This window comes from Enterobacter cloacae complex sp. SYL001 (assembly GCF_049237025.1).
Taxonomy (GTDB): Bacteria; Pseudomonadota; Gammaproteobacteria; order Enterobacterales; family Enterobacteriaceae; genus Enterobacter; species Enterobacter intestinihominis.
In genome coordinates, this window is sequence record NZ_JBMKJI010000022.1 from 1 (window position 1) to 26969 (window position 26969).

The window sequence follows — 26969 nt, forward strand, 5'->3', positions numbered from 1 at the left end:
ATGGGACGCTGGCTTGCCGGAAGGATCATGAAAGAACTGGGTCTGGTGAGTTGTCAGCAGCCGACCCACCGATATAAACGTAGTGGCCATGAACACATCTCTATCCCAAATCGCCTTGAGCGACAGTTCGCAGTGACAGAGCCTAATCAGGTGTGGTGCGGCGATGTGACGTATATCTGGACAGGCAGGCGATGGGCTTACCTCGCCGTTGTTCTCGATCTGTTCGCCAGGAAACCGGTAGGCTGGGCAATGTCATTCTCACCGGACAGCAAGCTAACCATCAAAGCGCTGGAAATGGCGTGGGAAACCCGAGGTAAAACAGCAGGAGTGATGTTCCACAGTGATCAGGGTAGCCACTACACAAGCAGGCAGTTCCGGCAGTTATTGTGGCGTTACCGGATCAGGCAAAGTATGAGCCGACGCGGAAACTGCTGGGATAACAGCCCGATGGAACGCTTCTTCAGAAGTCTGAAAAACGAGTGGGTGCCAGTGACAGGCTATATAAACTTTAGCGAAGCTGCTCATGCGATCACAGACTATATCGTCGGGTATTACAGCTCGCTCAGGCCGCATGACTATAACGGTGGGTTACCGCCAAACGAATCGGAAAACCGATACTGGAAAAAATCTAAAGCCGTGGCCAGTTTTAGTTGACCACTACATTGGTTATAAATTGTCGCATTACCGATAAAGAAATCTCTCTGCGAAAACTGCGCCAGACTGAATCCGTTCTGGGTTTTATGCAGCTCAGGGGGAAGGGCGATGGGATTTGCCAGCTTGCCCCAAAACGCGGTGCAGGTGATTTTCCCCTTTTCAATAAACCCCACATCGGCGAAATAGAGACTACGCATCTTTAATTTTCGGTAGACGTTCAGACTGGCGCTATCGCATCCCTGCACGGTGGTATTTTTAAGCGTACTGGCGATATTTTGTGTTAACTCTTCGGAATAGCTTAAGAGCGTGTGGGAGATCTCCCTCTGCCGGTTCTTTTGCTGCTCAACGATAATGGCGTTAACCGCATACAGCGACAGGACGACCATTAGGGTTGAGATGATAGCAACGGCAATGGCCTTCTTCATTTTCCTGCTGTCCCGCCACGTCCTGAGGTGCAGGGATCTTAACACAGGTCATTAAAGCTACAAGTATGCGCGTTGAGCCCGCACGTGATTGAAAGGGAAGCCACCATGCCGACTCATTACATCTCAGAACCACTCAAACCGTGTCGAGAGCAGTAACAGTAGCGTACTGGCAGAAACAAGATTAAGGCAGATGACGAACTTGCTCGATACGTTCATGTTATCAGATTCACTTTGCTGTTCAGTAGCCACAGAGAATAGCGGTTCACCTCCTGGGAAAAAACGCCAGATTTTGGTGGGGTGAGGCAAAAAAAAGCCCACTAAAAGTGGGCAAGAAATACTGGAAGCAATGTGAGCAATGTCGTACTGAATACCTGAGTGATTTGCTCAACTATTCAGTAATGAGAAAGATAATCTTTCTCAGTAAAAGATGCAACCCCACGATGAGTGTGGAACGGCAATTTTTATTGCTCAGATTTTACTCAAACGAACCGTGTGATTCTTATCACAAATTTCCTTTCTCAGATCCTGTGCTATCCTTTTCTGTGTCGTTGATTTAATGACAAAAACCATACAGAGAGGAAAGCTATGGGAATTTTATCCTGGATTATCTTTGGGCTGATTGCGGGGATCCTGGCGAAGTGGATTATGCCGGGCAAAGATGGCGGCGGTTTCATCGTCACGATCGTTCTGGGGATTGTAGGTGCAGTCGTCGGTGGCTGGATCAGTACCCTGTTCGGCTTTGGCAGAGTTGATGGCTTCAACTTCGGCAGCTTTGTCGTCGCGGTGATTGGCGCGCTGGTTGTTCTGTTTATCTACAGAAAAATCAAAAGCTAAATCTGACCTGTGTTAAAAAAGGCTGCCTGAGGGCAGCCTTTTTACTTTGGGCGTTACCACCAGCCAAACTGCGTACCGGCGACGGCCACGATGGCGACAATCAGCATGATGAGGGTCGTTTTTCTCATTTATGCCCCCGGCGCGGCGTAACCGCCAAGGAAAAACCAGCCTAAAAACACGACTGCCGTGATAAAAATAACCACCGGAAAGAGGATCCCTATTCTCATGCCATCACCTGTTTGAGTTTGTATAAGGCCGTAGAGTGTACGGTTTTAATCTAACGCGACAAAGCCTGTTTTGTTTTTTCCTTTTTTATCCTGATACATCGCGAGGTCTGCGGTGCGCAGGGCACTATCTTCATCTGTGCAGTGAGGATCAACAATAACGACGCCATAGCTTGCACCGGGATAGAGAATAGTGACATTACCTAACCCATATTCACCCGCGATACGGCCGTTGAGGCGGGTTTTGATAGCGTTGACCTCTGTGCTGGCGTCGCCATCATCGCTGTGACTCAGGCTGGCAACCAGAAATTCATCGCCGCCGAGCCGGCCGATAATTTCGTCCTGCGTTTGCTGGTGAGTCAGTCGATTGCCGACCTGAACGAGGAACCGATCGCCCGCTTCATGACCGTACTGATCATTGATTCGCTTGAAATCATCGAGGTCAATAAAGGCAATCATGACGTTGCGGTTAAGATGGCGCGCCAGTGAGAACAGGGTGGTAAGGTTTTCAAAAATGGCGCGACGGTTCGGCAGGCCGGTAAGGGCGTCGGTGTAAGAGTGGGCAATGAGCGCCGCATTTGCTTCACGAAGCTGAAGCACAAGCGACTCTTTCTGAATGTACTGACCAATTAACCCGGCAAAGAGCCTGATCACCTGCTCGCCACGCTCGCTGAACTGTTTCTGTGCGGTGCTGGCAGCGCAAAGCGTGCCGTACAGAGAACCGTCAGCCAGGTGAACCGGCACGCTCATATAGGTTGTAATACCCAGTGCTTTTGCCGCTTCACACTCCGGCCAGCGGTCGGGCACCTCGTTACTGAACAAGGTGTCGCTATCCATGGCGCGCTTACAGAGCGTTTCGTCCCAGGGCACGCTGAACCCTTCCGGGATCTGCATTTGCTTGCTGTTACGGGCATATAAAATGTGCTGCAAACGCGCGTTGATATCGATTTTGGTCAGGTAGGTTGATTCCATATCCGTCACAATTTCCAGCATTTCCAGTAGCTGACGCACCAGACTGTCGAGAGATTGCTCGGTGGAGAGGGTTTCTGAAACACGGGCAAGAATGATATCTGACATGAGGCAGGTTGACTCCCATGCAGAAGACCTCTGTATCTGCATGTTATGCTGAAAATATAGACTCCGGTCATAGTAAAACATGAACTGGATTAATTTTATAGATTCTTCTGAAAGCGGATGAAGGAGAGGCTAAAAAAAAGCCCCGATGTTGAGATCGGGGCAAAACATCTTGATTACGGAATGATGTTCTCTGGTCAGAGTGAGAACAGACACCACTATAGGGATGAATCGTGCAGGTTTAATGGAGAAATCATGGAGAAAACGGCGATGACCCGTTACTCTGACGTTTTCAACACCCTGAAGGATCATGATAATGAAATATCTTCTCCTGGCGCTGGTTTTACCGCTGGCCGCATGCTCAACAAAGACACCTCCTCCCGATGCGCCTCAACCGCCGCACGCTATTGGTATGGCAAATCCGGCGTCAGTGTACTGTCTGGAGAAAGGGGGAGAGCAAATCCCTGTTCAAAGCCCGCAGGGTGTACGTACCGAGTGCAAATTGCCAGGCGGGGAAGTGATCGATGAATGGGATCTCTACCGCCGCGATCATCCGCAACCGACCAGATGACAACGGCAATAAAACTGCGATACACTTCTCTTTAGGATTATTCTTAGCCAGTTTCTGGCGGTACGTTTGCGAGAAGAAGTATGTTTCAGTTAAAACCGGGCAGCATGGCGATAATTGTGGGTGCGCGTACGACGGCGGGCCGTCGAAATATCGGTAAATCCGTGGAGCTGTTTGGCCTTTGTCAGCCGGGCCAGCGTTTTGTGAACCCGGTTAACGGCGTCATGACGCAATTACCTGATACATCAGCGCGTGCGCTGTGGCTGGTCACCGGTGATGTTTACGCCTTTGATAATCAGCACGGTTTTGCGTTTGTTCGCCCGGAACATTTGATGCCGCTTACTCCCGACGAGATGCCACACAACGTGGATGAGCTGGCAATCGGTTAATCACAGTTCACGCAGCCAGTCCGCCAGTACCCGCGCGTGATTCTGCTCCGTATTTTTCGCCCCATAGAGTAGCGTCACGGTCTGCTGTCGGGCGAGGGCCGCCAGGCGTTTGCCTTCATCCTGCTGCTGCGCCAGCTCTTTACGATAGGCTTCACTGAACGCGGTGAAATCGATCGTTTCACTGTGAAAGGCTTTCCGCAGTTCGCTGGACGGCGTTAGCGCTTTACACCACTCATCACAGGCGAGGTCGGTCTTTTTTATCCCTCGCGGCCAGAGTCTGTCTACCAGCACCCGGTAACCATCGTCTGACGTTGCCTGCTCATAGACGCGCTTACATTGAATCATCCGTTTTCCTCCTACCGTTCGACGTTCGGCAAGAACACTATAGCACCCGGCGTTTAACCACCCAATTTAAGGTATTGTGATAATTGCAAAAGATCGGTAGTCTGAGGTTCCTTATGTTATCTGAAAATCCTCCGGCATAAGGAATCTCTCATGGAACTCTCCCCGGTTAAAACGACGCTGCGCATTGCGCTGGTTGGTGATTACAATCCCGATGTTATTGCGCACCAGGCGATCCCGCTGGCGATTGACGACGCCGCTGCGGTTCTGGATCTCACCGCTGATTATGACTGGCTCGCCACGCCTGAGCTGACCAACCCCGAAGACCTGGTCGGGTACGATGCCATCTGGCTGGTACCGGCAAGCCCGTATAAAAACACCGAGGCGGCGTTTATTGCCGCGCGTTACGCGCGTGAAAACAGCATCCCTTTTCTCGGCACCTGCGGCGGGTTCCAGCATGCGCTGATTGAGTATGCCCGTAATGTGCTGGGTTGGCACGATGCAGGCCATGCCGAAACCGATACCGAGGGGAGGATGGTGATTGCGCCGCTGGCCTGCTCGCTGGTGGAAAAAACCGACGCGATTGAGCTGCGGAACAACACGCTGATTGCCAAAGCGTACGGCAAGCCGGAAATTCAGGAAGGTTATCACTGCAATTACGGCGTCTCGTCTGAGTTTGCCAGCCAGCTTGAGCGGGGCGACATGCGCGTAACGGGCTGGGACGAGCAGGGCGAGATCCGCGCGGCAGAGCTGCTGACCCATCCTTTCTTTGTCATCACCCTGTTCCAGCATGAGCGGGCTGCGCTTCAAGGGCGCCCGGTCGTGCTGGTGCAGGCCATGCTGCGGGCGGCGCAGGGATAAAAAAAGCAGACCGTCAGGTCTGCCTTGAATGTCAGCGGGGTGTGATCTCCCGGTCACGCCCGGCCAGCATGCCGCACAGGGCCATCACTACCGCAGCCAGCGCGCAGGCCAGCAGCGGAATGCGCCAGTCTCCGGCGGTATCGTGAATTTTCCCCATCAGCGGTGGGCCACAGGCCGCCAGCAGATAGCCAATCGACTGTGCCATGCCGGAGAGCGCGGCGGCCTGATGGGCCGAGCTGGCCCGCAGTCCGATAAACGTCAGGCCGAGGATCATGGTGGCGCCGGATCCAAAGCCAAACACCAGCGTCCAGACGACGGCCAGCCCCGGCGCGAACCAGAACCCGGCCGCACTGACGGCGCACATCAGAGCGACAAGCCCGGCTATGCCACGCTGATCGTTAAGACGGTGCAGGATCAGCGGAATGGCGAGACCGGGAACAGCGGTTGCCAGCTGGAGAAGTCCGTGCATGGAGCCAGCCTGCGTTTCGCTGTAGCCGTGGCTAAGTAAAATCGCGGGTAACCAGCCGATAATGACGTAGTAAATCAGCGAGTTAATGCCCAGAAAAAGCGTCACCTGCCAGGCGAGTGCGGAGCGCCAGATTGCCCGATTGTGCAACGCGCCCGCGCCGGTCAGGGTGGCGGCCGGCCTCTGGCGCCATTGCGGTAACCACAGCAGCAGCGCCACCAGCGGGAAGAACATCAGCATCAACAGCGCCCCGTGCCAGCCAGCATTCCCCAGCGACAGCGGGACGATCAGCGCCGACCCTGCGGCAGCGGCGGCCCCCATCGTCAGCGAATAAGCCCCCGTCAGTTTTGCGACCTGGCCCGGAAAATCACGTTTGATTAATCCGGGTAACAGGACATTGCCCAGCGCAATCCCACAGCCCACGATCGCCGTACCGATAAACAGCAGCGAGGCCGACGGCAGCGAACGTACGCCAATCCCGATGCAAATCAGCAGCAGAGCGATAAAAAGGCTGCGCTCCATGCCCAGGCGCCGGGCGACGCCTGCGGCAAGGGGAGAGATAAAGGCGAAGGCCAGCAGAGGCAGCGTTGTGAGCAGGCCGGTTTGCGCCGTGCTTAAGCCATAGTCCTGTCGGATGGTGTCGAGCAGGGGGGCGACCCCGGTAAAGGTGACGCGCAGCGTCGTGGCGATCATCAGGATGCCTGCAACCAGCAGCGCGCCCTGTTTCCCGGAAGGATGAATAGCAGTAGTCATTATTGTCTCTTACGTTCAGGCGAGCGCATACCATACCGATTTAAGTCGTGGTTGAAATCAGGCTAAAATGACAGTTTATCGCTAATATCGGACAACTTTATGTATGGACTGGGACTCGACGGCTACGATCCCGATAGCCAGCACGACGCGGCGGTGGCCTTCCGCATCCGCGTGGTGGCACAAGAACAGTACATTCCGCTGCATCAGCACCGCAAAGGGCAGCTGATTATGGCGCTGGGAGGAGCGATCACCTGTGAAGTAGAGAACGCGATGCTGATGGTGCCGCCCCAGTATGCGGTGTGGATACCGGGTCAAACGCCGCACAGCAACAAGGCGACGCCCGGCGCGCAGCTCTGCCTGCTGTTTATTGAACCCGGTGCGCTCGAATTACCGACGCGTACCTGTACGTTGAAAATATCGCCCCTGGTGCGGGAGCTGGTGCTGGCGCTCGCGGACAGGTCACAGGAGGAACTGCCTCTTCCCGCTACCGGAAGGCTGGTTGACGTCCTGTTTGATGAACTGCCCCTGCAACCGCAGGAGCATCTCCAGCTGCCGGTATCTCCGCATCCGAAAATTCGTCTGATGAGTGAGACCATGGCAAACGAACCTGCCGCCTGGCAGACGCTGGCGCAGTGGGCCAGCCACTTTGCCATGAGCGAGCGCAATCTGGCGCGACTGGTGGTGAAAGAGACCGGCTTAAGCTTTCGCCGCTGGCGACACCAGCTCCAGCTGATTGTCGCATTGCAGTTTTTGATCGGCGGAAAGTCGGTCCAGCAGGCGGCGCAGGCGCTGGGGTATGACTCCACCACCGCCTTTATCACCATGTTCAAGAAAGGACTGGGACAGACGCCCGCCCGCTATATCGCCAGCCTGACTACGACTTCCCGATAAACAGCGAAACCAGTCCGGCAGCAATCAGCGGGCCAACCGGCACGCCACGAAATAGCGCCACGCCTAACACGGTGCCCACCAGCAGCCCGGCCACCAGAGAAGGCTGGCTGCTCATCAGCGTCACGCCGCGCCCGCCAAGCCATGAGACAAAAACGCCCACTGCAATCGCCACCAGCGATTTCCAGTTCACAAAGGAGTGCAGCAGCGTTGAGGCCGGTAGCGTTCCGCTGGCAATCGGGGCCATCACACCGATGGTCAAAATAATGATCCCGATGGTAAGCCCCTGTTTTTCTATCCACGGGAAGAAGGTGTTCAACGGTGTGACGCGAACGATGATCAGGACCAGAATGGAAATCGCGACGGTGGTATTGTGGCTGACAAAACCCAGAGCAGCCAGGGCCAGAAGTATGAGTAGTGTAGGGTCGAACATGACGGGATCCTTGCCAAAAATAGTAAGCCTGCTTACTTTACGCTCAAACGCGACGGCAGGCAGGCTTTACTGAAAAAATTGTCTATCTTTGGGCACTTGCCTGACGTCAGTCCACCAGTTGCTGGATAAGCGGACTCCCTTCGCGGATAAACACCGGGATGGTTTCCAGCGCCGCAGGCACCCGGATATGCTCCCCACCGGCGTAGCGCTCACCGTTGAGGGCGATCCAGCTATTGCCCGTCGGCAGCCAGACATCGCGCTCACGCTGACCGGCCTGCATAACCGGCGCCACCAGAAGATCTTCACCAAACAGATACTGATCTTCACACGCCCAGCTCTGCTTATCCTTCGGATAGTGCCAGAACAGCGGACGCATGAGCGGGTCTCCGTGCAGATGAGCCTGCCGGTACAACGCGTCAATATACGGGCGCAGGGTTTCGCGCACGGTAAGCCAGTGCTGCATGATGGCGTAATTCTCTTCTCCGTAACTCCACAGCTCATTAGGCGAACCGCTGTTACACTGAGGAATACCGTCACGGTAGCGCTCCGGAGGTTGGATCTGCGGTTCGCGATAGCCGTGCATGCGCAGTACCGGTGTAAACACCGCCCACTGGAACCAACGGATCAGCAATTCATGGAATGCCGGGTCGTTAACGTTCCCTCCCTGGAAGCCGCCGATATCGGTCGTCCACCATGGGATCCCCGCCAGCCCCATATTCAGTCCTGCGGCGAGTTGATTGCGAAAAGCATGGAACGAGGAGTGGACATCACCCGACCACGCCAGCACGCCGAAGCGTTGGCTGCCAGCCCAGGCGCAGCGTACCAGGTTAACAATGTCGGTTTCGCCGTTTGCCTGGAGCCCATCGTAAAAGCCCTGCGCAAAGTCACGCGGGTAGCGATTGCCCACTTCCAGTACCGGACCGGCGTGGTAGCGATAGTTGTCAAAATCATAGGCGCGGTATTCCGGCTCCGCTTCGTCCAGCCAGAACAGCTTAATGCCCATGTCGTAGTAATTTTTCTTCACCGTATCCCAGACGAATTTCCGCGCCTCAGGATGGGTCGCATCAAAGAAGGTGGTATTGCCCATAAAATCGAGGTTGACCTGCACGCCGCGCTCACTGCTGACAAGCCAGCCTTTGGCTTTCATCAGCGGGTAGAGGGGGCTGCGCGCCTCTACCGTTGGCCACACCGACACCATCAGCGCAATACCCATTTCGCGCAGCTCGTCGACCATGCCTTCAGGATCGGGCCAGTCTACGGGGTCGAAGCACCAGGTGCCCTGATTCGGCCAGTGGAAAAAGTCGATGACCATCACCGACAGCGGCAGATTACGGCGGTGATACTCCCGCGCAACCTCCAGCACCTCCTGCTGGGTGCGGTATCGCAATTTGCACTGCCACAGCCCGCTGATAAACGCCGGGGCGGGGGGCGGAGTACCGGTGGCTTTCACGTACTGGCGGGTGATATCCGCCACCGTGTCAGCGGCGGTGATCCAGTAGTCCATCTCTCCTGTGACGCGGGCGCGCCATTCCATCTGATTTTTTGCAAAGCTGGCTTCACCAATCGCCGGGTTGTTCCACAGCAGGCCATAGCCAAGGCTGGACTGCATAAAGGGCACGCTGGCCTGGGAGTTGCGCTGAGCCAGCTCCAGCGTACAGCCTTTCAGATCCAGCCACGGCTGTTGATACTGACCCATGCCATAGATGCGTTCATCCGGACGCGATTCAAACCGGACGGTGAGCTGATATTTGCCGCCCATCAGCGGTTTAAATTCGCGGCCATCCAGCTTCAGGGCGCTGACATATTTATCCTGACTCTTCTCGCTGGCACCGATACCCACCGTTGAACGCTGGCGCCACATCTCCTCCAGCAGCAGTTCGCCGCGCTGATTGTAGAAAGCCAGCTGACCTTTAAGGTTCAGGGTCGCGGTAATATTGCCGTTGCGCAGCGTCAGGCTTTCCGCTTCGGCGACAATCTCGGCCTGGCAAGGGGCGGCGGGTAACAGTGCCTGTAAGGCGTCATCAAATGCCGGGGAGCAGGTGGCCCTGACGCGAAGACTGTTTTCTCCCCAGGGTTCGATGCGCAGGATCTGGCGTTCAAAACGCCATTCGATACAGTTGGAATGTTGAATCAGCTCACTCATGGATAATGCGTCCTTCTAAACAGGGTGTTTGGCGAGATGGATGGATTGCATTGTGCTGTCGTCGAGCTTGTACCAGCGCAGCGTGGCAAACGCGCAGAGCGACAAGATGCCAGGTACGACGGTGAAGAGGGCGATGATGCAGTACATGGCCGTGGTAGTTTGTTCCGGGGCATTGGCAACATAGCCGCTTAAGCCCAGCGTCCAGCCAACAATCGCGCCGCTGATCGCCATCCCCAGCTTGAGTACGGCGAGGAAGGTGGAGAAGATCACGCCGTCCATGCGTTTGCCCTGTTTCCATTCGCCGTAATCGGCGACATCCGCCATCATCACCCACATTAGCGTGGTGGTGGCCTGGTAAAGAGTGGAGACGATAAACGTCATGGGCACCAGAATAAGCACCGACTTAGGCGCAAAGAACAGGGCGATGCTGAGTACCCCCGCCAGTACGGAACAATATCCAAACATCTGCACTTTGCTGACGTTCTGCGTCAGACGTTTGGCCAGCGCGCTGCCTGCGGCTTTCCCGAGAATATGCGCCCCGAGCATCCACATAAAATAGCTTGCGCTACCGAGATAATAAGTGACGAAATACATCATTGCGCCAAGGCGAATAACGCCAAAACCAATATTGGTTAATACCAGGACGGCGACAACTCGCCATTGGTCGTTTCGTAATAAATCCCGTAGTTCCGCAAGATAATTATTGTGGGTGGCGGGAGCCTTAATACGTTCACGCGTATTGGCGAAGCAGATCCAGAACATGATCACCGCGACGGTCGCCATAATGGCCATCGCCCAGCGGTAGCCCAGTAATTTATCGTCGCCGCCTAAAAACTCTGCCAGCGGCATCATAAAGAATGTCGACAACGCGCCACCCAGCGTGGCAAGGAAAAAGCGATAAGACTGAAGGGAAATTCGCGCATCGTTGTCGGGCGTAATTACCGCGCCCATGGAGCAATAGGGAATATTGATTGCGGTATACATCAGCATCATCAGGGTATAGCTGACGGTGGCGAAAATCATTTTACCGTGCAGGTCGAGCGACGCCGGCACGGCGTAGGTCAGCAGACAGCTTGCGCCAAAGGGCAGCGCCAGCCACAGCATCCAGGGGCGGAATTTTCCCCAGCGGGTACGCGTCCTGTCTGCGATATAGCCCATCGCCGGATCAATTATGGCATCGGCGGTTCTCGCCAGAAGAAACATAGTGCCCACGAATGCGGCAGGTAACCCCACCACGTCCGTATAGTAAAACGTCAGAAAAATAATGACGTTATCCAGCCCAATATGGCTCGCCATATCGCCTAACCCATAACTGATTTTTTCTTTACGGGTAATTATCTCGGTCATTGTATTCACCTTGCCAGTGTAAGGTTTATTTATGAGGTGCTCCGTAAACAAGGTTAACCATCATGAAAAGGTTAACAATTGCGAGATCTGGCATCGGGGTTACGTAAATTTCTTTTCGTGATACCGGTAACAAATAAAGTATTTAAACAGTGACTTTATACGGGGGAGGGGAGTTAACAGCGAATCGTTTCAGCGAAAAATTGTCATTTCGCGGACGCGTCATTGTCATTTAACTGTCATTTTGCGGGAGTAAAAAAAAGGGAAATGGGCAAGGCAGAGGGCATCATGAACGATCCTATGTTTGTCGAAACGCTGATTATCTCCTCATCGTTTTTTATCATCGCGATTATTTTGATTACTTCTGTGCTGCTGCTGGAAAACGGCTGACCGTTAGCCAGCCTCTGTATTTATTGTTTACGGAACGACACCAGTTCAGGACGGGCGATACGCAGATAGTCCTGGGTATCCATAATCACCGATTTTTCCAGCAGACCGGCGTTAAAGGCGATCTCGTCAAAGCGCTCAAACAGCAGCGGATCGGCGACCAGCGTCAGATCCGGGTGAAAGCTGAAGGGGGGAATGGCGCCGAAAACGCAGCCGGTAAGCGCATCCACTTCGGCCGGACTGGCGAGAGATGCCTTAAGCCCTCCGAAATGGCTGGCCAGCAGGCTCAGATCGGCCTGCCGATCGGCGGCGAGGATTGCCAGAATATGTTTCTTAACGCCGTTGCCTTTTACCTTACAGACCAGCGCTTTTGCTCCCTGGCGGAGATCGGTCCCGCGAATTTCACTGACCGCTTCGCATTTCCCTACGGCCTCATGCGCCACCACACGAAAGTGCGCCTCCTGCTCGGTTAATAAGCTGATTAGCTGCTGATGGGTTGTCGTCCCGGTCACGTCATCAGACATAACGATTTCACTTGTGATTAGCCAATACGTAGCTTGCTACATTAGCACGGGAGGGAGAGGGCTGAAAGAAAACAGCCAGCGGGAGCGCTGGCTGTTGATTCATGCATTGCTGGTGGAAGACTGTTTCTGGAACAGTTCCCGGAAGACCGGATAGATGTCATCCTGGTCACGAATGTGCTGCATCGCAAAGTTATCGAACATCGCTTGCAGATGCTCATACTCACGCCACAGCGTCTGGTGGGCGCGACGGGTAATTTCAATGTAACTGTAGTAGCGCACCACCGGCAGGATCTTCTTCGCCAGAATTTCATGACACAGGGGCGAGTCATCCGCCCAGTTATCGCCATCCGATGCCTGGGCGGCGTAGATGTTCCACTGCGCCGGGTCGTAGCGCTCCTTTACCACCTCATCCATCAGCTTCAGGGCGCTCGACACGATGGTGCCACCGGTCTCCTGCGAGTAGAAAAACTCATGCTCATCCACCTCCTTCGCCTGAGTGTGATGGCGGATGTAGACCACCTCCACGTTCTTATACGTTCTGCTCAGGAACAGATAGAGCAGAATATAAAAACGCTTAGCCATATCCTTGGTGGCCTGATCCATTGAACCTGACACGTCCATCAGGCAGAACATCACCGCCTGGCTGGAAGGCTCCGGACATTTTTCGTAGTTCTTGTAGCGCAGGTCGAACGTGTCGATAAACGGTACCCGGTCGATCTTCGCCCGCAGTTCGGCGATCTCTTTTCGCAGGCGCTCCTCTTCCAGTAGTTGCGCCGGTTCGGTGTTTTCCACCACTTTCAGGCTGGTTTCCAGCTCGCGCAGTTCGCGCCGTTTGCCTGCCGTCATCGCCGTGCGTCGCGCCAGCGAGTTTTGCAGTGAACGCACCACGCTGATGTTGGCGGGCACCCCGTTTGCGGTATAACCCGCGCGATGGGTTTTGTATTCGTTGAGCTGACGGTGCTGATTCTTTCTCAGATTCGGCAGGGCCAGATCCTCAAACAGCAGGTCGAGATATTCGTCTTTTGAAATCTGAAAGACGAACTCATCCTGGCCTTCACCGTCCTGGCTGGCCTGTCCCTGACCGCTGCCAGAACCGCCGCCTCCGCCTTGTGGCCGCTCGATTCTGTCATTCTGGACGAAGTGGTCATTACCTGGGTGCACGCGATGGCGAAGACCGCCACGCCCCTGATGAAACATCGGTTCGCTGATGTCATCGTTGGGAATGGAGACGGATTCGCCGCTGTCGACGTCGGTCACCGAGCGTTTGTTGATGGCCTCGGAGATCGACTGTTTAATTTGCGCTTTATAACGGCGCAAGAAGCGCTGGCGATTCACCGTGCTCTTGTTTTTGCCGTTAAGACGCCGGTCAATAAACCAGGTCATATATCCCCCGTACTGCATTTGCCAACTTGCAGCGTCCGTAAGTGCCGGACATTTTGTTGGCCCGGTAAGCGCGTTACCGGGCACTTGTTTTAAGACGATTTACGCACGCGCAGATACCATTCACAAAGCAGGCGGACCTGTTTGCGCGTATAGCCTTTTTCCATCATACGGTCGACAAAATCGTCGTGCTTTTTCTGCTCGTCGGTTGAGGTTTTGGCGTTGAACGAGATAACCGGCAACAGCTCTTCCGTGTTAGAGAACATTTTCTTCTCTATAACCGTGCGCAGTTTTTCGTAGCTGGTCCAGTTTGGATTACGGCCGTTGTTATGCGCTCTGGCGCGCAGCACGAAGTTCACAATCTCGTTTCGGAAGTCTTTCGGGTTGCTGATCCCGGCCGGTTTCTCAATTTTTTCCAGCTCTGCGTTCAGGGATTCACGGTCAAACAGCTGGCCGGTATCCGGGTCGCGGTACTCCTGATCCTGGATCCAGAAGTCAGCGTAGGTGACGTACCGATCGAAAATGTTCTGGCCGTATTCGGAATAGGATTCCAGGTAGGCGGTCTGGATCTCTTTGCCGATAAACTCGGCGTATTTCGGGATCAGGTAGCCTTTCAGGAACTCCAGGTAGCGTTCAGCCTGCTCCTGTGGGAACTGTTCACGTTCAATTTGCTGTTCCAGCACGTAGAACAGATGAACCGGGTTGGCGGCCACCTCCGCGTGGTCGAAGTTAAAGACGCGGGAGAGGATCTTAAACGCGAAACGCGTCGACAAACCGTTCATCCCTTCGTCGACCCCGGCGTAATCGCGGTATTCCTGGTACGATTTGGCTTTCGGGTCGGTATCCTTCAGGCTTTCGCCGTCATACACGCGCATTTTGGAGTAAATGCTGGAGTTTTCCGGCTCTTTCAGGCGCGACAGAATCGAGAAGCGCGACAGCGTTTCCAGCGTTCCCGGTGCGCAAGGGGCATGGACCAGCTCACTGTGGTTGAGCAGTTTTTCGTAAATCTTGATCTCCTCGGAGATCCGCAGGCAATAAGGCACTTTGACGATGTACACGCGGTCAAGGAACGCCTCATTGTTTTTGTTGTTACGGAAGGTCACCCATTCAGATTCGTTCGAGTGGGCGAGGATAATCCCGTTAAACGGCAGGGCGGAAATACCTTCCGTCCCGTTGTAGTTCCCCTCCTGGGTGGCGGTCAGCAGCGGATGCAGCACTTTGATCGGTGCTTTAAACATCTCGACGAATTCCATAATCCCCTGGTTGGCGCGGCACAGCGCACCGGAATAGCCATAGGCATCCGGGTCGTTTTGCGCGTGATGTTCCAGCTTACGGATGTCGACTTTACCCACCAGCGCCGAGATGTCCTGGTTGTTCTCGTCACCGGGTTCAGTTTTAGCAATGGCGATCTGCTCGAGGATAGACGGCCACACTTTCACGACGCGGAATTTGGTGATGTCCCCACCAAACTCGTGCAGGCGTTTTGCCGCCCACGGCGACATGATCGTACCGAGATAGCGATGCGGAATGCCAAACTCTTTTTCCAGAATTTGCGCATCCTCTTGCGGATTAAACAGGCACAGCGGATGGTCATTGACCGGGCTGCGCTCGCCGTTGGCGCTCAGCACATAGATCGGCACGCGCTGCATCAGCGCTTTCAGCCGTTCAGCCAGGGAGGATTTACCCCCGCCGACGGGACCCAGCAGGTAAAGGATCTGTTTCTTCTCTTCCAGCCCCTGAGCGGCATGCTTCAGGTAGGAGACGATCTGCTCAATGGCATCTTCCATACCATAGAACTCTTCAAACGCCGGGTATCGGGCGACTACCCGATTCGAAAAAAGACGGGAAAGCCGTGGCTCCAGGGCAGTATCAACCATGTTTGGCTCACCGATAGCCATCAATAGCCGTTCTGCCGCATTGGCATAGGCACTGCGATCTTGCCGACAAATGGTAAGAAACTCCTGCAGTGTGAACTCTTCGTCCTTGGCAGCTTCGTAGCGCTGGCGATAGTGATCGAATATATTCATGGCATGCCGTCCTTTCGTTTTTTAGCACAGGATAAGAGCCGTTCGTATGAGTAGTGGAGGCTCCCGGAAGAGAATCTTTCGCACCTCACTGCCAGAGCAGCAACCTGTGTGCCAGGTCGAAGGCTATGAACCGCAGGGTGTTCAGCAAAACCTCTTCTTAAATTAAAGCGTAGATGGCAATTGCAAAACTTGCATACGGATAAAATCTACTTTCAATGACATATCAATAACTCATCCAAAAATTTCCACTGCGATTATAAGCGAAAAGGGGGTTTTTCATTTATCGGTCACATAAATGAAAGCGGGATGTCATCTGAAAAATGAAAAATAACGGGTTAATCAAATGGATTCGCGCGCAAAAAATTTTGGGATGTACGGGAATGGCGGTTACACTTCACCCGCTGATTATTTGACTACAGGAAAGAATGGATTGTGACCAAACTCAAACTTCTGGCATTGGGCATCCTTGCCGCTACCGCAGCGAGCACCGTACAGGCTGAGAGCCAGTGGACTGTTGGCGCGGGTGCTGGCGTGATCAACAGCCCGTACAAGCAGTATGACCGCGACGTTTATCCTGTCCCCGTTGTCACCTATGAAGGCGATAACTTCTGGTTCCGTGGATTGGGCGGCGGCTACTATCTGTGGAACGATACGGCCGATAAGCTCTCCATCATGGCCTATTACGACCCAACGTACTTTAAACCAGGCGACAGCGACAGCAATGCGCTTCGTCAGCTGGACAAGCGCAGAAGCTCGCTGATGGCGGGGCTTTCATATGTGCATAACACCCAGTATGGCTTCCTGCGCACGGCGCTGGCGGGCGATACCCTGGACAACAGCAATGGCTTCATCTGGGATCTGGCGTGGCTTTATCGCTATACCAACGGCGCGGTGACCCTGACGCCGGGTATCGGTGTGCAGTACAGCAGCGAGAATTACAATGACTACTACTATGGCGTGTCTAAGGCTGAGTCTCGCCGCAGTGGTCTGAAGAGCTACAGCGCTGATGATGGCTGGGATCCGTACCTGGAACTCACCGCCTCGTATAACTTCCTCGGTGACTGGAACGTGTACGGTACTGGCCGTTATACCCGTCTGAGCGACGAAGTGAAGGACAGTCCGATGGTCGACAAGTCCTGGTCCGGCATCTTCTCCGTGGGTGTGACCTACAAGTTCTGACCAGAACGTGATGTATTAAAACGGGGCGCTTGCGCCCCGTTTGTTTTTTATGGTGCCTGATAAATATTAGCGCTTCACAATCTTGATCGTCTGGCCTAAGCGGGACGGTTTTTCTTCGCTGGTTTTCTGCGGGGCGGTCACGCACGCGGTTTCCACACACACGAAGGTCTTGTAACCGTCATCCGGGATATCTGCCATGCTGACGGAAAGGGCAGGGCCCGGGTTCCAGCCCACCACGTTGCTATGGTGGTGGTGAACCACGTCAATGCCGCGGTTCAACGCGCTGTCGTGGATGACGCTACAGGCTTCCGGGTGCAGATACACGCGGTCGGTACGGTCCGGGAAGCTCTGAACGCCGTCGTCCAGCCTGCCTTCTTTCGCGTTGTCCACTTTGTCGATAAAGGTATCGCCAAGTCCGCTCACCTTAACGGCCTGAATGTCGCCTACGTTGAAATAGGTGTGCAGGGCGGACGTTGTTTCGAATACGCCGTGCGCTTCCAGTTCAATCTCGCAGGTTTTACCCAGCTTGAAGCGGGCATAGAGGGTGAATTCATGTGGCCACAGGGCGCGCGTTTCATCATTTGCCTGAAGTTCAAAGGTCAACACCGCACCGTTATCATCTTCGTTGTGGGCTTTCAGCGTCCACTGCTGGTTACGGGCGAAACCGTGAGACGGCAATCCCTGCTGCGCTGACGGACCAAACCATGGCCAGCAGATCGGTACGCCGCCACGGATCGCCGCCCCTTTTTTGAACGAGGTGGCCTCGCTCAGCCACAGGCCTTCTTCTTCGCCTTCTGGTTTCCAGGAGAGCAGGTGGGCGCCATTGAGCGCTACGGAGGCTTTAACGCGCGGATGATCGACGACGATGATATCGGCGCCGTCAATCTGACGGCGGGAGAGCACAGGGGTAAGTTGTTCGACTACCGGAAGTGCAAAAATTTTATTAATCATTAAGCAATCCTCTGTCTAAAAACAATAAAAAAGGCGACCGAAGTCGCCTTTTAGGATCAAGCACTCATCTCAACTTATTTGGAGATGTGAGCGATCAGGTCCAGTACTTTGTTAGAGTAGCCAGTTTCGTTGTCGTACCAGGAAACCAGTTTCACGAAGTTGTCGTTCAGTGCGATACCTGCTTTAGCATCGAACATGGAAGTGCACACTTCGCCGTTGAAATCGGTAGAAACAACGTCGTCTTCGGTGTAACCCAGAACGCCTTTCATTGGGCCTTCGGAAGCAGCTTTGATTGCTTTCTTAATTTCTTCGTAAGAAGCAGCTTTTTCCAGACGAACGGTCAGGTCAACAACGGATACGTTAGGAGTTGGAACGCGGAACGCCATACCAGTCAGTTTGCCATTCAGTTCTGGCAGTACTTTACCTACTGCTTTAGCAGCACCGGTAGAAGATGGGATGATGTTCTGAGCCGCGCCACGGCCGCCGCGCCAGTCTTTGTGAGACGGGCCATCAACGGTTTTCTGAGTAGCGGTGGTAGCGTGAACGGTAGTCATCAGACCTTCGATGATGCCGAAGTTGTCGTTGATAACTTTAGCCAGCGGTGCCAGGCAGTTGGTGGTGCAGGATGCGTTGGAAACGATGTCCTGGCCAGCGTAAGTTTCGAAGTTTGCACCGCGAACGAACATTGGGGTGTTGTCTTTGGAAGGACCAGTCAGAACAACTTTCTTCGCACCCGCAGTGATGTGTTTACGTGCAGTTTCGTCGGTCAGGAAGATACCGGTAGCTTCAGCTACAACGTCAACACCGATTTCGTTCCATTTCAGGTTAGCTGGGTCTTTCTCAGCAGTAACGCGGATGGTTTTGCCGTTAACAACCAGGTGGCCGTCTTTCACTTCAACGGTGCCGTCGAAACGACCGTGAGTTGAGTCGTACTTCAGCATGTACGCCATGTATTCAGCGTCCAGGAGATCGTTGATACCAACGATTTCGATGTCAGAACGTTTCTGAGCAGCACGGAAAACAATACGGCCGATACGGCCAAAACCGTTGATACCTACTTTGATAGTCATATATTCCACCAGCTATTTGTTAGTGAATAAAAGGTTGCCTGTAAAATTACAAAAACCTTACGCAGCGTCAAGCGGAATCGTGTCAATCATTGCGACAAATCAATCCTGTGACTAACGTTTGTGCGACTGACTCGCCTCACTTTCCCTTTGAGCTAGCAACCACATGGGGGCTGCGCCCGGAATTTTAAAGGCCTCGCAGGATTAAAATGTGAAATTGATCACAATTGCCTGACCGCCTTTTCGCGACACATAAGTTTAGATCAAAAGTGCACGCGCGGGTGTTAATGTTTTGTTAGAATCTGGGTTAAAAGATGTCTGTTTCAACAGCGAGATGTAAGCATATGTCGAACCAACATAACCCCGACGATTTGAAAAAAAACCTTACAGAGATGCAGTTTTACGTAACGCAAAATCACGGCACGGAACCGCCGTTTACCGGGCGTTTGCTGCACAATAAACGGGAAGGCGTCTACCATTGCCTGGTGTGTGATGCACCGCTGTTTAACTCCCAGACTAAGTACGATTCTGGCTGCGGCTGGCCAAGCTTTTACGAGCCTGTCAGCGATGATGCGATCCGCTATCTGACGGACTCCTCGCACGGCATGGTGCGCACCGAAATTCGTTGTGGGAATTGCGACGCCCATCTCGGGCATGTCTTCCCGGATGGCCCGCAGCCGACGGGGGAGCGTTTCTGCGTAAATTCGGCTTCGATGAGCTTTACCGATGACGAAAACGGCGACCAGACCAAGGGTTGAAAAAACGATTCAGCAAATTATTCCTTTGAAAGGGAGAGATCGTGAATATTGATGACATGATTGCAGGCATGACCCCGGAGGTTTATCAGCGCCTGGTGACGGCCGTTGAGCTGGGAAAATGGCCGGACGGTGTGGCGCTCACATCTGAGCAAAAAGAGAACAGCTTGCAGCTGGTGATGCTGTGGCAGGCGCGTCACAATATCAACGCCCAGCACATGACCATCGACACTAACGGTCAGATGGTGATGAAAAGTAAGCGCGAACTGAAAGAAGACTTCGGCATCACGCCGAAGCCGATTGCAACCTTCAAATAAATCTCCCATGTAGGCCGGGTAAGGCGAAGCCGCCACCCGGCACACTACACCTTAGTGCGGGATCCCAAGCGACTCCGCCAGCTGCTTCGCTAACTGGTTGTTGTCATCCGCGCCATACTCCCAGAACATCGCCCCGGCGAGACCTTTCTCCTTGATATAATCGGCTTTAATCGCCACGGAACGCGGGTTCTCATAGGAGATCGCAAACAGCGCGTTCCCGTCGGCGGATTTTACCGACAGCCACGGCACCTTCGCCTGTTCGTCCCAGTGCTCGGTAAAGCGTTTCTGCGGATCGTTTAGCAGTTTACGGACGATATCGTTGTATTTCACGTAGGTATCTTTGGTCAGGTCATAGCCAAGCGATTTGAACAGGCCCAGTTCCTGCGGCCCGAAGTAGGGCTGGGTGACCGGATTGTTTTGCGCGTCCGGTTTACTCCAGTCGATACCCGGTTCAACGGCGCGCTTCGGTACACGACCGTAAAAACCGATTCCGAGGTTCATTTGCTGCGGCTTAAGGCCGGCGGCCAGATAGTTATTCACCACAAAATCAACGCTGTATTTGTCTGCGGCAGCCACCGTTGGCCAGGCGCTGGAGTCATACAGATTCGCGTTAAAATACTGCGTCCCGTACGCCATGTCGTAGGTCATCAGGTTGATGTAATCAAGCAGGGGGGCAATGGCCTTCACATCCACCCAGCTTTTCGGACTTTCTGCATTTGCGCCCACCGCAATCGTGACCAGTTTTTTCTTACCAAACGCGTCACGCATCTCTTTTAACAGCGCGGTGAAATTATCCCTGTCGGCTGGGGTGCTCTCGACCAGTCCCCACGCGCCGTTGACCGGGAACTCCCAGTCGAGATCGATCCCGTCCAGGCCGTATTGACTGACGATCTGCTGCGCGGAGCGAATAAACACCGCGCGGCTCTCTTTGGTAGCCGCTGCGCCAGAAAAACCACGTGCGCCCCAGCCGCCAACGGAAAGCAGCACTTTTAAATTCGGGTTTTGTTTACGAAGCTGAGGAAGTAACGCCAGGTCGGATGCCACCTTGGGTGATAACCAGATTTGATGCAGTTTTGCCGGATCTTTCAGTGCAGGGTTGGTCTCGTCTTTCTCGTTGTTATAGACCAGACCAAACGAGTAGTTGAGGTGTGTGATCTGGCGGACATCGAGTTTATTGATATCGCCACCCGGTCCGGCGGTAACATCGCCACCGCCATTGAAGTAGCCCACGGACATCAGGGGCGCGGCGGAAGCCAGTGACGCGCAAAGCAAGGGTAATGCTGCCAGCAAGGGCAAACGTTTCATATAAGTTCCTCTTTGACTGAATAAAAATAACCACGCCACAGAAAAGGCGTGGCGAAAAAACAGCCTGAAGAGAATACCATCGCCGCTTCGCTTGTGATGCGAGGGAGTTCACTTTATGGGAGATCGGGGAGGGGGTTTTGCCGGGTGGCGCTGATGCTTACCCGGCCTACAAAACCGCCGGGTAAGGCGAAGCCGCCACACGGCTAAAAAAGCTTACGCCTGCGTCTCCATCCAGTCAGCCAGCGTATACAGCGTTGCGCCTTCTGCGGCCATATCCATAAACGCCTGGGCGCTGTCATGCGGCTGAATATTCACCCCGCGACAGCCGTCGGTAATGACATTCACGGTATAGCCCAGCTGGAGCGCATCCAGCACGGTGAACTTCACGCAGTAATCCGTCGCCAGGCCCAGCACAATCAGCTCGGTGATCTCATGATGGCGAAACCATGCGTCAAGCGCCGTCTTCTGGCGGTGACCGTTATCGAAGAATGCGCTGTAGCTGTCGATGGTTGGGTTTTCACCTTTGTGGAACACCGCGTCGATGGCCTTCTGGTTCAGCAGCGGATGCAGCTTAGCGCCTTCCGTCTGCTGCACGCAGTGATCGGGCCAGAAGGTTTGCGCCAGTCCGTCCAGTTCGCCCTGGCTGTAAGGCTCAACGTTGTGCTGGCTGGCAAAGCTGCCGTGGTTTGCCGGATGCCAGTCCTGACTCGCCACCACCGCTTCACCACGAGCCTTACACCACTCAATCAACGAATTCGCGACGTCTACGGTGCTGTCGCCTTCCGCGACGGCCAGCGCACCGCCCGCACAGAAATCATTTTGCAAATCAACCAGTAACAGGGCGCGTTGCTTCATGGGAACTCCTTATTCGTCCGGCGTCAGTTCACCGCGCAGGTTTTGCATCATGGCGCGGCGAATGGAATCAATATCCAGATCCTGACTCAGTAAATAGTGAAGTTTAGTCAGCGTTGCCTCAACGGTCATATCGAAACCACTGATCACGCCAGCGTGCGCCAGGGCGTTGCCGGTGGCGTAGCCGCCCATATTGACCTTACCGGACATACACTGAGTGAGGTTCACCACCACAATCCCGCGATCGCTCGCCTCCTGCAACTCTTTCAGGAACTCACCGTTCTGCGGGGCGTTACCCACGCCATAGGAGCGCAGGATCAGCGCCTTCACCGGCTGGCGCAGGAAGTTGCGCACCACGTCGGCGGAAATACCCGGATAAATCGTCACCACGCCAATCGGCTGCGGGGTGATCGGGTGAACGATCAGCTCGCCTGCAGTATTTGGCGCGGGCGGCGTGCCCAGACGACGGATATGGATCCCCGCTTCCAGCAGCGGTTGCAGGTTAGGTGAGGCAAACGCGTCAAAGCCGTCAGCGTGCGCTTTAGTGGTACGGTTCCCGCGGTACAGTCGGTTGTTGAAGAACAGCGTTACCTCGTTGATCGGGTAATTAGCGGCCACGTACAGGGAGTTAAGCAGGTTGATCTGCCCGTCTGAACGCAGTTCCGCCAGCGGGATCTGCGAACCGGTCACGATGACGGGCTTGCCCAGGTTCTCCAGCATGAAGGAGAGCGCCGAGGCGGTGAACGCCATGGTGTCGGTGCCGTGCAGGATCACGAAGCCGTCGTACTGGTCGTAATGGGCTTTAATATCGTCCGCAATATGCTGCCAGTCTTCCGGCGTCATGTCGGAGGAGTCCATCAGCGGCTCATATTCGTGGATGGTAAAGTCCGGCATTTCCGGACGGTGGAATTCAGGCATCAGCGCCAGCTGGCGCTGCAAGTGGCCAGAAACCGGGATATAGCCATTTTCTGAGCGCTGCATACCGATGGTACCGCCGGTATAGGCGACATAAATTGATTTCTTCTGCATGGTAATGAGTTCTTGTTCTTCAAAAGAAAAAATCCCCTCTTCACGGGAAGAGGGGACGGTTTTTAACGCACGTTCGCACAGGTCAGGCAAAACGCGTAACGGCTTTGCGGATCGTTGAAAGTCGCGAGCTTATCGCTCTCCGCTTTCATGGCTTTAGCCGCCGTCGCCACCGGCGCCGGCAGATACGCCTGAAGCGCTTCCGGTAGCATGGCGCGGACGGAGCCGGACATGCTGTCCATGACCATATCGAAGAACGTCGGTTCGTCCTGATAATAGTCAACGTGCCACTGCTTGAGCTTCGCCAGTTCCGCCGCTTTCTTCACGGCATCGTCGAAGTCACCCAGGCTGTCTACCAGACCGTTGCTCTTCGCATCCTGGCCGGTCCAGACGTGGCCCTGCGCGATCTGGTCAATCTGGTCTGGCGTTTTTTTACGGGAATCCGCCACCAGCGTGATGAAGCGCTTATAGCCACTCTCAATGCTGAGCTGCATCATCTCGGACACCTCAGGCGGCAGAGATTTAGTCACGGACACATCCGCCAGCGGCGAGGTGGAAACGCCGTCGGTATGAACGCCGAGATAATCCAGGCTGTTCTCTACGGTGTTGATCACGCCGAAGATGCCAATCGAGCCGGTCAGCGTGCTTGGGTTAGCCACAATGTAGTTGGCTGGCGTCGAGATCCAGTACCCCCCTGAAGCCGCCATGCCCCCCATCGAGACCACGACCGGCTTGCCCGCGGCACGCGCGGCGGCCAGCTCAGCACGGATCACCTCGGAGGCGCTGACACTGCCGCCAGGGCTGTTCACCCGCAGGACAATCGCCTTCACTTTCGGATCCAGACGCGCATCGCGGATCTGCGACGCGGTGGTGTCCCCGCCGACGTTCCCCGGCGTTTCTTCACCGTCCATAATGGCCCCGTTAGCAAACACCACGGCGATGCTGTCACCGCTGTCATCCGGCTTTTTCGCGGCGTAGTCATACATGCTGATGGCGCTGTAGTTCTTGTCCTCTTTACTCCAGCCGAACTGTTTGGTCAGCGCTTTTTCGATTTCAGCACTGGAACCCAGCCGATCGACCAGTTTGTTATCAAGCGCGTATTTTGCTGTATCGCCGTCCACTTTGCGCAGGCCCTCCAGCACACCGCGCGCGCCCGGGAAGACCTGCTCAGCGGTCATTTGACGGTTAGCGGCAATGGTGCCGAGATAGTTCTGCCACAGCTCGCCAATCCAGCGGCTGTCCGCTTCACGGGCGGCAGGGGACATATCATCACGGATAAACGGCTCCACGGCAGATTTATAGGTCCCGACGCGGAAGACGTGGGTAGTGACCTTCAGCTTGTCGAGCAGCGATTTGTAGTACAGACCATTTGTGGCGAAGCCATGCAGATCGACCGTGCCCTGCGGAGAGAGCCAGATTTTGTTAGCAAAGCTCGCCAGATAATATTGCCCCTGGGTGTAGCTGTCGCCGACGGCAATGACCGGTTTACCGCTGTCGCGGAATTCCCGCAGCGCTTTCCCGATGTACTGCATCGAAGGCTGATCGGCTCCGGCAAAATCTTTCAGATCCAGCACGATACCGGTAATGTTGCGATCGTCTTTGGCCTGACGGATCGTGTCGACGATATCAAACAGGGAGTTTTCCTGCAGGCGGTCTGAAGTCGCGCCGAACAGCTGGCGGCCAATCACGCCCAGACGATTGCTGGTCGATGGCTTATCAACAATTACCCCTGTGATATCGAGGAGTAGTGCGCCGCGCGTCGAATTCTGCGCATGGCTGGCGCTGCTGAGATGCATCCAGATACCTGCGCATACCAGGATCAGGAAGATGAAGAAGATATTCATCACCAGGTTGCGGACGAAGTTGAGCAGTCGCCACGTCCATTTAAAGAAACCGGCAAAGATTCGCCAAAGGGTTCGCATGTATTCTCCCTAACCAGAAAAGGACTGTTTCCGTCGCCACAGGACGGTAATGTGCGGTTATCGTAATGACCCAACCGCCACTTGTCAGCAGGAATCGCCTGCCACGCTGTAACAAATTCTGCTGTCGTGTTAATTTTGTGAGTAAATTTCACGAAAGGAGTTAACCAATGGACGCACTTGAACTGCTTGTTAACCGTCGTAGCGCTTCCCGCCTGGCCGACCCGGCCCCCGTCGGCGAGCAGCTGGAAAACATTCTGCGTGCCGGAATGCGTGCGCCGGACCATGGCACATTGCAGCCGTGGCACTTCTTTATTATTGAAGGCGAAGGGCGAGACCGCTTCAGCCAGCTGCTGGAGCAGGGGGCGGTTGCCGCAGGCCAGGATGAGAAGGGGATTGATAAAGCCCGCAACGCGCCTTTCCGTGCGCCGATGATCATCGCGGTAGTCGCAAAATGCCAGGCCGACCATAAAGTGCCGGTCTGGGAGCAGGAGATGTCTGCCGGTTGCGCGGTAATGGCAATGCAGATGGCCGCCGTCGCGCAGGGCTTTAACGGCATCTGGCGTACCGGGCCGCTGACCGGGAGCGCCGCCGTGCGGGAAGGCTTCTCCTGCGGTGAACACGATAAAATTGTCGGCTTCCTCTATCTCGGCACCCCGCAGCTTAAAGCCTCCAGCACCATTAGCGTGCCGGACACCACGCCTTTCGTCAGCCGTTTTTAATTACACGCGCTAAACTGTCTGGATTCTGAGCATCCGCCGCAGAATTCAGACAGTCATACTTACCTCTTTATGGAATGAGCGCTACCATAGCGCGATTGAGATGACAGGAGACGTCCATGAGCGAGCAAACCATTCGTTTAACGCAATACAGCCACGGAGCCGGTTGCGGTTGTAAAATTTCCCCGAAAGTGCTGGAGACCATCCTGCACAGTGAACAGGCGAAGTTTGTCGACCCGAACCTGCTTGTCGGTAACGAAACGCGTGACGATGCAGCGGTTTATGACTTAGGTAACGGCACCAGCATTATCAGCACCACTGACTTCTTTATGCCGATTGTCGACAACCCGTTCGACTTCGGACGCATTGCGGCCACCAACGCCATCAGCGATATCTTCGCGATGGGCGGTAAGCCGATTATGGCGATCGCCATTCTGGGCTGGCCGATTAACACCCTCCCGCCGGAGATTGCCCGCGATGTCATCGAAGGCGGACGCTTTGCCTGCCAGCAGGCGGGTATTGCCCTGGCCGGTGGTCACTCTATCGATGCGCCGGAGCCGATCTTCGGCCTGGCCGTCACCGGCGTGGTGCCGACCGAACGCGTGAAGCGCAACAGCACCGCGCAGGCGGGCTGCAAGCTGTTCCTCACCAAGCCGCTGGGCATTGGCGTACTGACAACCGCCGAGAAAAAATCCCTGCTGAAGCCCGAGCATATTGGTCTGGCAACGGAAGTGATGTGCCAGATGAACCTTGCCGGTGCGGCATTCGCCAGTATCGACGGCGTGAAGGCCATGACCGACGTGACCGGCTTTGGTCTGCTGGGACACCTCTCTGAAGTCTGTCAGGGCGCGGGCGTGCAGGCGCAGGTCTGGTATCAGGATGTGCCGAAGCTGCCGGGCGTGGAAGAGTACATTGCTCAGGGCGCCGTTCCGGGCGGGACGCAGCGCAACTTCGCCAGCTACGGCCATTTAATGGGCGAAATGCCGGAAGCGTGGCGCAATCTGCTGTGCGATCCGCAAACCTCTGGCGGCCTGCTGCTGGCGGTGACGCCGGAAGCAGAAGCTGACGTTCAGGCAACGGCGGCCGAGTTTGGCATCACCCTGACGGCCATTGGCGAGCTGGTGACCGCCCGCGGTGGCCGCCCGATGATTGAGATCCGTTAA

Annotated in this window: 30 protein-coding genes and 1 pseudogene; 12 read left to right on the top strand and 19 right to left on the bottom strand. The window is 54.9% G+C overall.

Features of this window, described 5'->3' with window-relative positions; all coding sequences use genetic code 11:
* Positions 1 to 654: IS3 family transposase (locus ACOTZP_RS17675; protein ID WP_421633759.1), on the top strand; the 654-nt coding region annotated here is incomplete at its 5' end.
* Between the two features lie 11 nt (positions 655 to 665).
* Here ACOTZP_RS17675 and ACOTZP_RS17680 read toward each other — a convergent pair.
* Together ACOTZP_RS17680 and yncL are read right to left on the bottom strand one after the other, a co-directional pair.
* Positions 666 to 1079: pseudogene (locus tag ACOTZP_RS17680) on the bottom strand (CSS-motif domain-containing protein); the annotation flags it as partial.
* 123 nt (positions 1080 to 1202) lie between these two features.
* Entirely contained in the window at positions 1203 to 1295 is a 93-nt protein-coding gene (gene yncL, locus ACOTZP_RS17685; protein ID WP_071524166.1) for a stress response membrane protein YncL, read from the bottom strand.
* Positions 1296 to 1664: 369 nt separating this feature from the next.
* On the opposite strand from yncL, the gene ACOTZP_RS17690 reads away from it, so the two are divergent.
* On the top strand, positions 1665 to 1913 hold the full coding sequence (locus ACOTZP_RS17690; protein ID WP_022647775.1) for a GlsB/YeaQ/YmgE family stress response membrane protein: 249 nt from the start codon (positions 1665 to 1667) through the stop codon (positions 1911 to 1913).
* Positions 1914 to 1966: 53 nt separating this feature from the next.
* Here ACOTZP_RS17690 and yoaJ read toward each other — a convergent pair whose 3' ends face one another.
* The 3 genes from yoaJ to ACOTZP_RS17705 are packed head-to-tail and all read right to left on the bottom strand — an operon-like array spanning position 1967 to position 3214.
* Complete coding sequence (gene yoaJ / locus ACOTZP_RS17695) at positions 1967 to 2041, bottom strand: protein YoaJ (protein WP_071841870.1); 75 nt, start codon at positions 2039 to 2041, stop codon at positions 1967 to 1969.
* Positions 2042 to 2140, bottom strand: a complete 99-nt coding sequence (locus ACOTZP_RS17700) for a YoaK family small membrane protein (protein WP_015570793.1) — start codon at positions 2138 to 2140, stop codon at positions 2042 to 2044. It abuts the gene before it with no gap.
* 45 nt (positions 2141 to 2185) lie between these two features.
* Complete coding sequence (locus tag ACOTZP_RS17705) at positions 2186 to 3214, bottom strand: sensor domain-containing diguanylate cyclase (protein ID WP_022647776.1); 1029 nt, start codon at positions 3212 to 3214, stop codon at positions 2186 to 2188.
* Between the two features lie 313 nt (positions 3215 to 3527).
* Here ACOTZP_RS17705 and ACOTZP_RS17710 point away from each other — a divergent pair, with 313 nt between their 5' ends.
* Both ACOTZP_RS17710 and ACOTZP_RS17715 read left to right on the top strand, forming a co-directional pair.
* Positions 3528 to 3782, top strand: a complete 255-nt coding sequence (locus tag ACOTZP_RS17710; protein ID WP_022647777.1) for a DUF333 domain-containing protein — start codon at positions 3528 to 3530, stop codon at positions 3780 to 3782.
* An 80-nt stretch (positions 3783 to 3862) separates the two neighbouring features.
* Entirely contained in the window at positions 3863 to 4168 is a 306-nt protein-coding gene (locus ACOTZP_RS17715; protein ID WP_022647778.1) for a hypothetical protein, read from the top strand.
* Here ACOTZP_RS17715 and ACOTZP_RS17720 read toward each other — a convergent pair whose 3' ends face one another.
* Positions 4169 to 4513: a DUF488 domain-containing protein gene (locus tag ACOTZP_RS17720; protein WP_022647779.1), complete on the bottom strand. Its 345-nt coding sequence runs from the start codon at positions 4511 to 4513 to the stop codon at positions 4169 to 4171.
* Positions 4514 to 4663: 150 nt separating this feature from the next.
* Here ACOTZP_RS17720 and ACOTZP_RS17725 point away from each other — a divergent pair, with 150 nt between their 5' ends.
* Entirely contained in the window at positions 4664 to 5371 is a 708-nt protein-coding gene (locus ACOTZP_RS17725; RefSeq protein ID WP_022647780.1) for a CTP synthase C-terminal region-related (seleno)protein, read from the top strand.
* 31 nt (positions 5372 to 5402) lie between these two features.
* Here ACOTZP_RS17725 and ACOTZP_RS17730 read toward each other — a convergent pair whose 3' ends face one another.
* A complete protein-coding gene (locus tag ACOTZP_RS17730; RefSeq protein ID WP_063152010.1) occupies positions 5403 to 6590 on the bottom strand; it encodes a CynX/NimT family MFS transporter in 1188 nt (395 codons plus the stop codon).
* A 99-nt stretch (positions 6591 to 6689) separates the two neighbouring features.
* On the opposite strand from ACOTZP_RS17730, the gene ACOTZP_RS17735 reads away from it, so the two are divergent.
* On the top strand, positions 6690 to 7481 hold the full coding sequence (locus ACOTZP_RS17735) for an AraC family transcriptional regulator (protein ID WP_023305889.1): 792 nt from the start codon (positions 6690 to 6692) through the stop codon (positions 7479 to 7481).
* Here the strand turns inward: ACOTZP_RS17735 and ACOTZP_RS17740 are convergent.
* The 3 genes from ACOTZP_RS17740 to ACOTZP_RS17750 form a co-directional block, all read right to left on the bottom strand.
* A complete protein-coding gene (locus ACOTZP_RS17740) occupies positions 7465 to 7911 on the bottom strand; it encodes a DUF441 domain-containing protein (RefSeq protein ID WP_003857881.1) in 447 nt (148 codons plus the stop codon). The two genes, ACOTZP_RS17735 and ACOTZP_RS17740, sit on opposite strands and share 17 nt — an antisense overlap.
* A 106-nt stretch (positions 7912 to 8017) precedes the next feature.
* Positions 8018 to 10054, bottom strand: a complete 2037-nt coding sequence (locus ACOTZP_RS17745) for a TIM-barrel domain-containing protein (protein WP_271074595.1) — start codon at positions 10052 to 10054, stop codon at positions 8018 to 8020.
* Between the two features lie 15 nt (positions 10055 to 10069).
* Positions 10070 to 11401, bottom strand: coding sequence for a glycoside-pentoside-hexuronide (GPH):cation symporter (locus tag ACOTZP_RS17750; protein WP_023305891.1), 1332 nt, complete (start codon positions 11399 to 11401; stop codon positions 10070 to 10072).
* Between the two features lie 285 nt (positions 11402 to 11686).
* Between ACOTZP_RS17750 and yoaI the strand changes: the two genes are divergently transcribed.
* The gene (yoaI, locus tag ACOTZP_RS17755) at positions 11687 to 11788 is read left to right on the top strand and encodes a small membrane protein YoaI (protein WP_237764893.1); all 102 of its coding nucleotides are present in this window, start codon (positions 11687 to 11689) and stop codon (positions 11786 to 11788) included.
* A 20-nt stretch (positions 11789 to 11808) separates the two neighbouring features.
* On the opposite strand, the gene ACOTZP_RS17760 is transcribed toward yoaI, so the two are convergent.
* From ACOTZP_RS17760 to yeaG, 3 genes are all read right to left on the bottom strand, one after another.
* The gene (locus ACOTZP_RS17760; RefSeq protein WP_023299826.1) at positions 11809 to 12309 is read right to left on the bottom strand and encodes a YbaK/prolyl-tRNA synthetase associated domain-containing protein; all 501 of its coding nucleotides are present in this window, start codon (positions 12307 to 12309) and stop codon (positions 11809 to 11811) included.
* A gap of 99 nt (positions 12310 to 12408) precedes the next feature.
* A complete protein-coding gene (locus tag ACOTZP_RS17765) occupies positions 12409 to 13692 on the bottom strand; it encodes a YeaH/YhbH family protein (protein WP_271074596.1) in 1284 nt (427 codons plus the stop codon).
* 89 nt (positions 13693 to 13781) lie between these two features.
* Positions 13782 to 15716, bottom strand: coding sequence for a protein kinase YeaG (gene yeaG / locus ACOTZP_RS17770; protein ID WP_006809140.1), 1935 nt, complete (start codon positions 15714 to 15716; stop codon positions 13782 to 13784).
* 432 nt (positions 15717 to 16148) lie between these two features.
* Between yeaG and ACOTZP_RS17775 the strand changes: the two genes are divergently transcribed.
* Entirely contained in the window at positions 16149 to 16895 is a 747-nt protein-coding gene (locus tag ACOTZP_RS17775; protein WP_023299885.1) for a MipA/OmpV family protein, read from the top strand.
* Positions 16896 to 16961: 66 nt separating this feature from the next.
* On the opposite strand, the gene ACOTZP_RS17780 is transcribed toward ACOTZP_RS17775, so the two are convergent.
* Together ACOTZP_RS17780 and gapA are read right to left on the bottom strand one after the other, a co-directional pair.
* Positions 16962 to 17846: a D-hexose-6-phosphate mutarotase gene (locus ACOTZP_RS17780; protein WP_063137554.1), complete on the bottom strand. Its 885-nt coding sequence runs from the start codon at positions 17844 to 17846 to the stop codon at positions 16962 to 16964.
* A 74-nt stretch (positions 17847 to 17920) separates the two neighbouring features.
* Positions 17921 to 18916, bottom strand: a complete 996-nt coding sequence (gene gapA / locus ACOTZP_RS17785; RefSeq protein ID WP_271074597.1) for a glyceraldehyde-3-phosphate dehydrogenase — start codon at positions 18914 to 18916, stop codon at positions 17921 to 17923.
* Between the two features lie 341 nt (positions 18917 to 19257).
* Between gapA and msrB the strand changes: the two genes are divergently transcribed.
* Positions 19258 to 19671 carry a peptide-methionine (R)-S-oxide reductase MsrB gene (msrB, locus tag ACOTZP_RS17790; RefSeq protein ID WP_022647790.1) on the top strand — a complete coding sequence of 138 codons (414 nt, stop codon included), beginning with the start codon at positions 19258 to 19260 and terminating at the stop codon, positions 19669 to 19671.
* A gap of 41 nt (positions 19672 to 19712) precedes the next feature.
* The gene (locus ACOTZP_RS17795) at positions 19713 to 19985 is read left to right on the top strand and encodes a YeaC family protein (protein ID WP_271074598.1); all 273 of its coding nucleotides are present in this window, start codon (positions 19713 to 19715) and stop codon (positions 19983 to 19985) included.
* Positions 19986 to 20036: 51 nt separating this feature from the next.
* On the opposite strand, the gene ACOTZP_RS17800 is transcribed toward ACOTZP_RS17795, so the two are convergent.
* From ACOTZP_RS17800 to sppA, 4 genes are all read right to left on the bottom strand, one after another.
* Positions 20037 to 21290: a glycoside hydrolase family 18 protein gene (locus ACOTZP_RS17800; protein WP_271074599.1), complete on the bottom strand. Its 1254-nt coding sequence runs from the start codon at positions 21288 to 21290 to the stop codon at positions 20037 to 20039.
* Between the two features lie 213 nt (positions 21291 to 21503).
* Positions 21504 to 22145, bottom strand: a complete 642-nt coding sequence (pncA, locus tag ACOTZP_RS17805) for a bifunctional nicotinamidase/pyrazinamidase (RefSeq protein WP_271074601.1) — start codon at positions 22143 to 22145, stop codon at positions 21504 to 21506.
* Positions 22146 to 22154: 9 nt separating this feature from the next.
* The gene (gene ansA, locus ACOTZP_RS17810; RefSeq protein WP_023305945.1) at positions 22155 to 23171 is read right to left on the bottom strand and encodes an asparaginase; all 1017 of its coding nucleotides are present in this window, start codon (positions 23169 to 23171) and stop codon (positions 22155 to 22157) included.
* A gap of 62 nt (positions 23172 to 23233) precedes the next feature.
* Positions 23234 to 25090, bottom strand: coding sequence for a signal peptide peptidase SppA (sppA, locus tag ACOTZP_RS17815; RefSeq protein WP_271074602.1), 1857 nt, complete (start codon positions 25088 to 25090; stop codon positions 23234 to 23236).
* 167 nt (positions 25091 to 25257) lie between these two features.
* Between sppA and ACOTZP_RS17820 the strand changes: the two genes are divergently transcribed.
* The gene (locus ACOTZP_RS17820) at positions 25258 to 25809 is read left to right on the top strand and encodes an NAD(P)H nitroreductase (RefSeq protein WP_022647795.1); all 552 of its coding nucleotides are present in this window, start codon (positions 25258 to 25260) and stop codon (positions 25807 to 25809) included.
* Between the two features lie 116 nt (positions 25810 to 25925).
* Complete coding sequence (gene selD, locus ACOTZP_RS17825) at positions 25926 to 26969, top strand: selenide, water dikinase SelD (protein ID WP_022647796.1); 1044 nt, start codon at positions 25926 to 25928, stop codon at positions 26967 to 26969.

Coding starts and splice junctions, on each gene's coding strand:
- yncL (WP_071524166.1), bottom strand. CDS start 1,295: ATGAACGTATCGAGCAAGTTCGTCATCTGCCTTAATCTTGTTTCTGCC.
- ACOTZP_RS17690 (WP_022647775.1), top strand. CDS start 1,665: ATGGGAATTTTATCCTGGATTATCTTTGGGCTGATTGCGGGGATCCTG.
- ACOTZP_RS17700 (WP_015570793.1), bottom strand. CDS start 2,140: ATGAGAATAGGGATCCTCTTTCCGGTGGTTATTTTTATCACGGCAGTC.
- ACOTZP_RS17705 (WP_022647776.1), bottom strand. CDS start 3,214: ATGTCAGATATCATTCTTGCCCGTGTTTCAGAAACCCTCTCCACCGAG.
- ACOTZP_RS17710 (WP_022647777.1), top strand. CDS start 3,528: ATGAAATATCTTCTCCTGGCGCTGGTTTTACCGCTGGCCGCATGCTCA.
- ACOTZP_RS17715 (WP_022647778.1), top strand. CDS start 3,863: ATGTTTCAGTTAAAACCGGGCAGCATGGCGATAATTGTGGGTGCGCGT.
- ACOTZP_RS17720 (WP_022647779.1), bottom strand. CDS start 4,513: ATGATTCAATGTAAGCGCGTCTATGAGCAGGCAACGTCAGACGATGGT.
- ACOTZP_RS17725 (WP_022647780.1), top strand. CDS start 4,664: ATGGAACTCTCCCCGGTTAAAACGACGCTGCGCATTGCGCTGGTTGGT.
- ACOTZP_RS17730 (WP_063152010.1), bottom strand. CDS start 6,590: ATGACTACTGCTATTCATCCTTCCGGGAAACAGGGCGCGCTGCTGGTT.
- ACOTZP_RS17735 (WP_023305889.1), top strand. CDS start 6,690: ATGTATGGACTGGGACTCGACGGCTACGATCCCGATAGCCAGCACGAC.
- ACOTZP_RS17740 (WP_003857881.1), bottom strand. CDS start 7,911: ATGTTCGACCCTACACTACTCATACTTCTGGCCCTGGCTGCTCTGGGT.
- ACOTZP_RS17745 (WP_271074595.1), bottom strand. CDS start 10,054: ATGAGTGAGCTGATTCAACATTCCAACTGTATCGAATGGCGTTTTGAA.
- ACOTZP_RS17750 (WP_023305891.1), bottom strand. CDS start 11,401: ATGACCGAGATAATTACCCGTAAAGAAAAAATCAGTTATGGGTTAGGC.
- yoaI (WP_237764893.1), top strand. CDS start 11,687: ATGAACGATCCTATGTTTGTCGAAACGCTGATTATCTCCTCATCGTTT.
- ACOTZP_RS17760 (WP_023299826.1), bottom strand. CDS start 12,309: ATGTCTGATGACGTGACCGGGACGACAACCCATCAGCAGCTAATCAGC.
- ACOTZP_RS17765 (WP_271074596.1), bottom strand. CDS start 13,692: ATGACCTGGTTTATTGACCGGCGTCTTAACGGCAAAAACAAGAGCACG.
- yeaG (WP_006809140.1), bottom strand. CDS start 15,716: ATGAATATATTCGATCACTATCGCCAGCGCTACGAAGCTGCCAAGGAC.
- ACOTZP_RS17780 (WP_063137554.1), bottom strand. CDS start 17,846: ATGATTAATAAAATTTTTGCACTTCCGGTAGTCGAACAACTTACCCCT.
- gapA (WP_271074597.1), bottom strand. CDS start 18,916: ATGACTATCAAAGTAGGTATCAACGGTTTTGGCCGTATCGGCCGTATT.
- msrB (WP_022647790.1), top strand. CDS start 19,258: ATGTCGAACCAACATAACCCCGACGATTTGAAAAAAAACCTTACAGAG.
- ACOTZP_RS17800 (WP_271074599.1), bottom strand. CDS start 21,290: ATGAAACGTTTGCCCTTGCTGGCAGCATTACCCTTGCTTTGCGCGTCA.
- pncA (WP_271074601.1), bottom strand. CDS start 22,145: ATGAAGCAACGCGCCCTGTTACTGGTTGATTTGCAAAATGATTTCTGT.
- ansA (WP_023305945.1), bottom strand. CDS start 23,171: ATGCAGAAGAAATCAATTTATGTCGCCTATACCGGCGGTACCATCGGT.
- sppA (WP_271074602.1), bottom strand. CDS start 25,090: ATGCGAACCCTTTGGCGAATCTTTGCCGGTTTCTTTAAATGGACGTGG.
- ACOTZP_RS17820 (WP_022647795.1), top strand. CDS start 25,258: ATGGACGCACTTGAACTGCTTGTTAACCGTCGTAGCGCTTCCCGCCTG.
- selD (WP_022647796.1), top strand. CDS start 25,926: ATGAGCGAGCAAACCATTCGTTTAACGCAATACAGCCACGGAGCCGGT.